The organism is Lutibacter sp. (genome assembly GCF_041562875.1).
Lineage (GTDB): Bacteria > Bacteroidota > Bacteroidia > Flavobacteriales > Flavobacteriaceae > Lutibacter.
Genome location: NZ_JBFFOE010000115.1, coordinates 1 through 7207, shown reverse-complemented (window position 1 = coordinate 7207; position 7207 = coordinate 1). Strand labels below are relative to the sequence as shown.

The 7207-nt window shown below is 27.6% G+C and carries 3 protein-coding genes; all 3 read right to left on the bottom strand.

From position 1 onward, the window contains the following. Positions 1-1548 (bottom strand): carboxypeptidase-like regulatory domain-containing protein (locus ABY863_RS11975; RefSeq protein WP_372795143.1); only part of this gene is annotated, 1548 nt, incomplete at its 3' end. Positions 1549-1969: 421 nt separating this feature from the next. Further along, positions 1970-4522, bottom strand: coding sequence for a DUF3857 domain-containing protein (locus ABY863_RS11970; RefSeq protein WP_372795141.1), 2553 nt, complete (start codon positions 4520-4522; stop codon positions 1970-1972). 14 nt (positions 4523-4536) lie between these two features. Beyond that, complete coding sequence (mutS, locus tag ABY863_RS11965; protein WP_372795145.1) at positions 4537-7113, bottom strand: DNA mismatch repair protein MutS; 2577 nt, start codon at positions 7111-7113, stop codon at positions 4537-4539. Between the last annotated feature and the right edge of the window lie 94 nt (positions 7114-7207).

Below are 7207 nucleotides of genomic sequence, written 5' to 3'. Positions count from 1 at the left end.
TTTATGGTTTATACGATTATAAGAGCAAAAAGATGAATTTCTATCAAATAATGTTTTAGTGCTGAATTGTTTTTCGCCTAACTCATTGGTATATACATCTAACATAAAGCTAAAGATAAATAGTTCGTCAATTTCAGATTTGTTAGGTTTTTGTTTAAATTCAGATATAGAATAAGCCTCTTTGTCAATTGCTTTTGTTGCACCTTGCTTATAATCTTTATGGTCTATAGTACTTTCTTCATCTTTTAGTAAGCTTAACTTAATATCAGGCCATTTTAACGGCTTATTTTCTTGCCAAGCTATTATTGAAGGGCGTATATATTGTAAATAATCTGAAGGAATAGTTGTATTATAATTAATTAAATACCCATATTTTTTTAAAAAATCTATAGATATTTTTTCCTTATAGCTCTTAGGGAACTGATCGTTTAAATTCCAGAATTCTTCAGAAGCCTGTTGGGTTCTAATTTTATCATAGTCATTATTGAAATTTATGTTATTGGTAAAATAAGGATCTTTAAAAGAAAAGTTATAATCGTAAAAATAGAGAAGAGAATGTGATGTTATAATTTCAAAATTACCTTTTGAGCTATAGTTCATTTTAAACTCAAAATCTATAGATTGTATTTTTTCATAATCAATGGGATTAAAATTAATGTTTAATTGAATGCTTTTTGGTGTAACAGTGTCATCTTCAATAATAGACGATAAGCCTTCAGTTATTAAATTTTCACCACTTAACATTATTTTTTTTAAGGTTAATTTTTCTTTATTAAAAATAATAGTTCCAGCCAAAAGCCTGCCATTTTCTTTTTTAGGAGTGAATGAAATTGATAGATCTCCTTGGGCACAAGCTGAACATTCATCAATTTTTACATTATACTTACCTTTAATAGCACTTAAAGTTAAATTACCAGGATATATGGGTAATAGTTGGTTTTTTCTTTCAAATAGTTGAAAATCTTTTAAAATATCGGTATTATTTAAACTATAAAAAGGAAAAGTTGCATTTTGACCAAAACGACCACTTTTTAATTTTAAATCTACAATTCCTTTCGATGCATTTTGCTCACTATTATAAAATCCTTCAATAATTTCTATAGGAACTCCTCTTGCTGATGAGGTTAACGTAAGAAACGCTTTACTTTTAGTAATTAGCTGTTTGTTCCTATACTTCTGAATTAAACTATTTAAGAGATTATACGTATAATTTTTATTTTTTTTTGCAACAACTAAAACTTGATCTAAATGAAAAGTATTTGGAGCTAAATAAAACTTAGAATGCTCTTTAAAATAGGTGACTGCAACTTTTTTAGTTTTAAATCCAATAAACCTTATTTCTAAAGAATCTAAAGCAAATCTATCATTAATTTCAAATTTCCCATCTTCATTGGTAATGGTATAATAATTATTGTTACTAATAATTTTAATGGTAGCGTAAGGTAATGATTCGTTGGTTTGTTTATTAAAAATAAAACCTTCAATATTAGATTGTGAAAAACAATAGATTGAAGAAATTAAGAAGAATAGAAGTGTAATTTTTTTCATAGCTTATTTTTTATAGTAATTACTTGATTAGAAGTAATTTCATAATTAGCTAATTATCAAAAACTATTCCAGTTTTAAGAAAATTTTAACATTTTACTTTTTGTAAGCATTCTCTTAATTTCATTAAAGTTTAAAAAGGTGTAAGCGTATCAATATTAATAGTGAGAATTTCTTCTTTTAAATGTTCTAACAAAGAGTCAGTCTTTTTTTAATTAATCGCATATCTCTTTCCTACGGTTAAAAATAAAATTAGCATATCTATTCTACGCTAAACTTCATACCATGTCTAAATATTTGGGTATTTTCTATTCTTAATTCCTATATATCAAAAAAAACCTTGTTCTAAATTGTTTATCATTTATTATTGGTGAATTTTATTGATAAAATCCATTTCTAAAACTTGAATCATAAAACTAAAAGTTTAAGTAGTTGTAACAATCTTATGTTTTTTAACGAAAGTGTTTTTCACTCTTTCTGAAAAGTTGAAATATGGAATCCAAATAACAGCACCTAAAAAACTTTTTCCAATACTTTTATATAATTCATCGTTTTCTGAACTTAATATTTGTCCGGGTATTAATTGATTTGAAACTAAAGTATCTAAAAGTGGAATTAAAAAACTTAATAAATAGTATACTGAAATTAATACAGGAATATTTGATCTTTTTTGAAAGAAAAGTACGATAATTAGGATGCTAAAAATAAAAAAAAGAAAATTATATACTATTTCAGCACCAAAGAAAATATAGATACTTACTAAATTTTCATATCCTGAATTGTAAATTCCTACCCAACTATTTTGATTAAAGTGCTCTTCTGAAAATAACTGTGTTAAAAGGAAGAAAGGTGATAATGAAATTCCAATCGCTGGTAATATTAGCCAACCTCCAATTTTATGCTGTGCAGGGTTTTCAATTGGATTAGGATTGTAATTTTTATAGATTCTTATGGAAAAATAAACGCCTACTATTAGTGCTATTATAACTAATAAAATAGAAATCCAACTTAACTCAAAGCCAGATAAACTCGTATTGTATGTTAGAAAATAAGAGAATTCATTTTTGATATTATCATGCTTTTTTAAAAATTGGTCTACCTTATTTTCAGTTATATATTCTTTAGTTATTTCATAATTGTGTGTAATTGAAATTGATTTTCCATAACCTTTAACACTGTTTTCATAAACAAAACCATCTCCTTCAACTCTTTTTTCTGAATTTTCAATTGCCCACACTTCGGGAAGGTAAATATTAGTGTTTTGACTATACGAATGAATGTTGCCTAATTGATAAGGCATTTTTCGGTCTGCTGAATTAGGATAATTAACTAATGATTCTAATACAAGAGGATAAATTTCACAATAAATACTAGATTTATCTTTAGTATCCAGCCAAAAGTTATTTATTTTATAATGTTCTTCAATAATAATTTTATTTGTGCTATTTCTTAAATGATCTAGAACATCAATACCTTTTGTTAACTCAATATTTGGGTATAGGTTGCTATAATAATTAAGGTATTCTTTTTGGATGGATTCTTTATGGTTAGTGTTAAAATAACTTCTAATATAGTCTGCTTTATTTCCTGTATATTCAGTGCTAACTTCTAATTCAGCATAACTTCCAATAGAATCTATATATATAATTTCATTGACTTTTACTGTTGCTTTTTCAGTATCAGGAATATGAAATAAGTCATTTTCTCCAGGTTTTAGTAATAAACCATAACGGTAATTTGGAAATGAAATATTTTGAAGGTTACCTCCTTGATTTGAAATGGTGGGATCAATAAAATAATCTTTATTCTTGTGTTTAAAATAAACAACACAATGATCAAAAATATTTCCAGCCGGCAATCTTTCTTTTAGTTCATCTTTTAATTGGGTATTTATTAGTAAAGGATACGATTCAACACCTTCTTTTCTTAATAAAGAAACTAATAAAAGTGATTTATCTTTACAATCTCCATAGCGTTGCTCAAAAACTTTTTTAGGTTTATGAGGTTTATATGCATTTATTCCAGATTCAAAACCTAGATACCTTATGTCATCTTGAACAAATTTAATGATTGCTAATAATTTATCTTCTTTTAATTTAACCTTCTTTAGGTTCAGGTTTATTTCCTTTATATCAGCTTCATCATATTTATATAATGGTAATGCCCAGTCAACAATAGCTCCCCAATTTTTATAAGATGAAAACGAAACACTTCTATGAGAATCATACCAAGAAGGTACATTAATATCATATATTTTAAAATCTAAAGCTTCAACATCCCAAATATATTCTGTTTTGTTGTTTGAAGTATTAATTTCGGGATCAATTGCACCATTGTAAAGCTTAAATTGTAATTCGTGTTGTTTGTTAGTAATTACTCTATTATAAACACGATTTACAGGAATTGTGTATTGATGATAAAAAGTAGTTGAATAATCTCCTTTATTTATGGGGTTAAATCCATTAACTGTATATGAATATTCAATAATATCATTTTCTCGAATATCTGTTAAGTTTATGATGGTAGATAAAGACCCATCATAAAGAGATCTTTCTAAACTTGTTTCTCTTTGTATAGTTCTTATATTACTATCATTAAATTTATTAATGATTTTGCCATCTCTAATAATTTGAATTTGATGTAAATATAATTTCTGATAACTTGGATCAAAAGTAATATCAATATTAGACATAGATTGAATGCCTTCAGAATTTAAAACTTTTATTGCATAATGACCAAAAGTAGATTTGTTAATTATATTTTCTTGTAAATCAATTAATAAATATTGAAATCCACCACTATTTTCAGTGTTTTCAATATTCTTAAAATCAACTTGTTTTACCCAACTAGGTAATGGAGATTTATTAAAATTATTTGAAGAATAGAGTAAGCTTGAAAAAAGAAAAAAGATAAGGATAAGTTTTAATCTTTTTAAAGGTGTTAAAATTAGTTGTTTTGTAAAGGTGTTTATTTTCATAGCATTTGAACAATTTAGGGCTTTTTAGTCAGCATCCGCTTAATTTCATTCAGCTTCATTAAAGCTTCAATAGGTGTAAGCGTATCAATATTAATGGTGAGAATTTCTTCTTTTAAATCTTCTAACAAAGGATCATCTAATTTAAAAAAGCTTAATTGCATATCTTCTTGAGATGCGTTTTTTAAGGTTTCTTTTATGTCTGCATTGGTATGATTTTTCTCCAATTGCTTTAACATTTTAGTTGCTCTATGAATTACTGAAGATGGCATTCCAGCTAATTTTGCAACGTAAATACCAAAACTATGTTCACTTCCGCCAGGTACTAATTTTCGTAAGAAAATAACTTTATCTTTTAATTCTTTTACTGAAACATTGAAGTTTTTAACACGATCAAAAGTATTAGTCATATCATTTAACTCATGATAATGTGTAGCAAATAATGTTTTTGCTTTTGAAGGATGTTCGTGTAAATATTCAGCAATTGCCCAAGCTATTGAAATACCATCGTAGGTACTTGTTCCTCGTCCAATTTCATCTAATAAAACCAAACTTCTTTCTGAAATATTGTTTAGAATACTTGCGGTTTCATTCATTTCAACCATAAAAGTTGATTCACCCATAGAAATATTATCACTAGCGCCAACACGTGTAAAAATTTTGTCAACAATACCAATTCTAGCATTTTGAGCTGGCACATAACTTCCCATTTGAGCCAACAAAACAATTAAGGCAGTTTGACGTAAAATAGCTGATTTACCACTCATATTCGGGCCAGTGATCATAATAATTTGTTGCGAATTTCTGTTTAAAACAACATCATTTGCAATATATTCTTCGCCAATTGGTAATTGTTTTTCAATAACAGGATGACGGCCATTTTTAATTTCTAAATCGGTGCTTTCATCCAATAATGGGCGAACATAATTGTATTGTTTTGCAATTTCGGCAAACGAACTTAAACAATCAATTTGAGCTATTAATTGCGCATTTAATTGTATGGGTTGAATATAATCTAACAAAGAACTAATAAGATCAGCAAAAAGTTCATGTTCAAGTTTACCTATTTTTTCTTCAGCACCTAAAATTTTAGTTTCGTATTCTTTTAATTCTTCTGTAATATAACGCTCGGCATTTACCAAGGTTTGTTTACGAATCCATTCTGAAGGAACTTTATCTTTATGGGTATTTCTAACTTCAATATAATAACCAAAAACATTGTTAAAAGCTATTTTTAAGGAAGTAATTCCAGAGCGCTCTACCTCACGAGCCAACATTTGATCTAAATAATTTTTCCCAGAAGTTGAAAGTGCGCGAAGTTCATCTAATTTATTTGAAACTCCGTTTGCAATAGTATTTCCTTTGCTAATATTCACGGGCGCATCTTCGTTTAACGTTTTAGAAATTTTTTCACGAAGCGTATTGCAATTTTGAAGTTGTTCACCAATAATTTTTAAAGATTCATTATCACTTTTTTCAGCAGCTTCTTTTATTGGGATTATAGCATTTAAAGAGTTTTTAAGTAGTACAACTTCTCTTGGATTTACTTTGCTAGTTGCCACTTTTGAAACTAAGCGTTCAATATCACTAATTTGCTTTATTTGATAAGTTGACAATTCGAAAAATTCGTCATTATCTATAAAATATTTTACAATATCGTGTCGTTTTTTTATACGATTAATATCTTTTAAAGGCAATGCCAACCAGCGTTTTAACAAACGTCCACCCATTGGTGAAATGGTTTTATCAATAACATCTAACAATGTTACTGCATTTACAGAAGTTGAGTTGTATAGTTCTAAATTTCTAATGGTAAAACGATCCATCCAAACATAATTATCTTCAGAAATTCTGTTGATGACAGAAATATGGCTTAACTTATTATGTTGTGTTTCAGACAAATAAAATAGCACAGCACTAGAAGCAATAATAGCGTCGTTTAAATCATCAATACCAAAACCTTTCAATGTTTTTACTTTAAAGTGATTGGTTAAATTTTCCAAGGCATATTCTAGTTGAAAAATCCAATCTTCTAAATAAAATGTATAAAAACGATCTCCAAATAATTCGTTGAATTTAAGTTTGTGTTGTTTTTGAACCAGTACTTCACTTGGATTAAAATTTTGAAGTAGTTTATCAATGTACTCACTATTTCCTTGAGCAGTTAAAAATTCACCAGTTGAAATATCTAAAAAAGAAATTCCAATATTTTTTTTTCCGAAGTGAACCGAAGCTAAAAAGTTATTTGTTTTTGATTGTAAAACTTCATCATTTAAAGCAACTCCAGGAGTTACTAATTCTGTAACGCCACGTTTTACAATGGTTTTGGTCATTTTTGGATCTTCCAACTGATCGCAAATAGCAACACGCATACCTGCTTTCACCAATTTGGGTAAGTAGGTATTTAAAGAATGATGTGGAAAACCAGCCAATGCAGTTTCTGTTTCACTTCCTGCACCTCGTTTTGCTAAAATAATTCCTAAAACTTTTGAAGCTTTTTTAGCATCTTCACCAAAAGTTTCGTAAAAATCACCCACTCTAAACAACAACATGGCATCAGGATATTTTACCTTAATAGCATTGTATTGTTTCATTAAAGGAGTTACTTTCTTGGTATTTGCCAATGGAACTGTTTTTAAAAGTTATAGTAGCGAATTTATGTAAAACCGTTTAGTTAGGCAATAATAA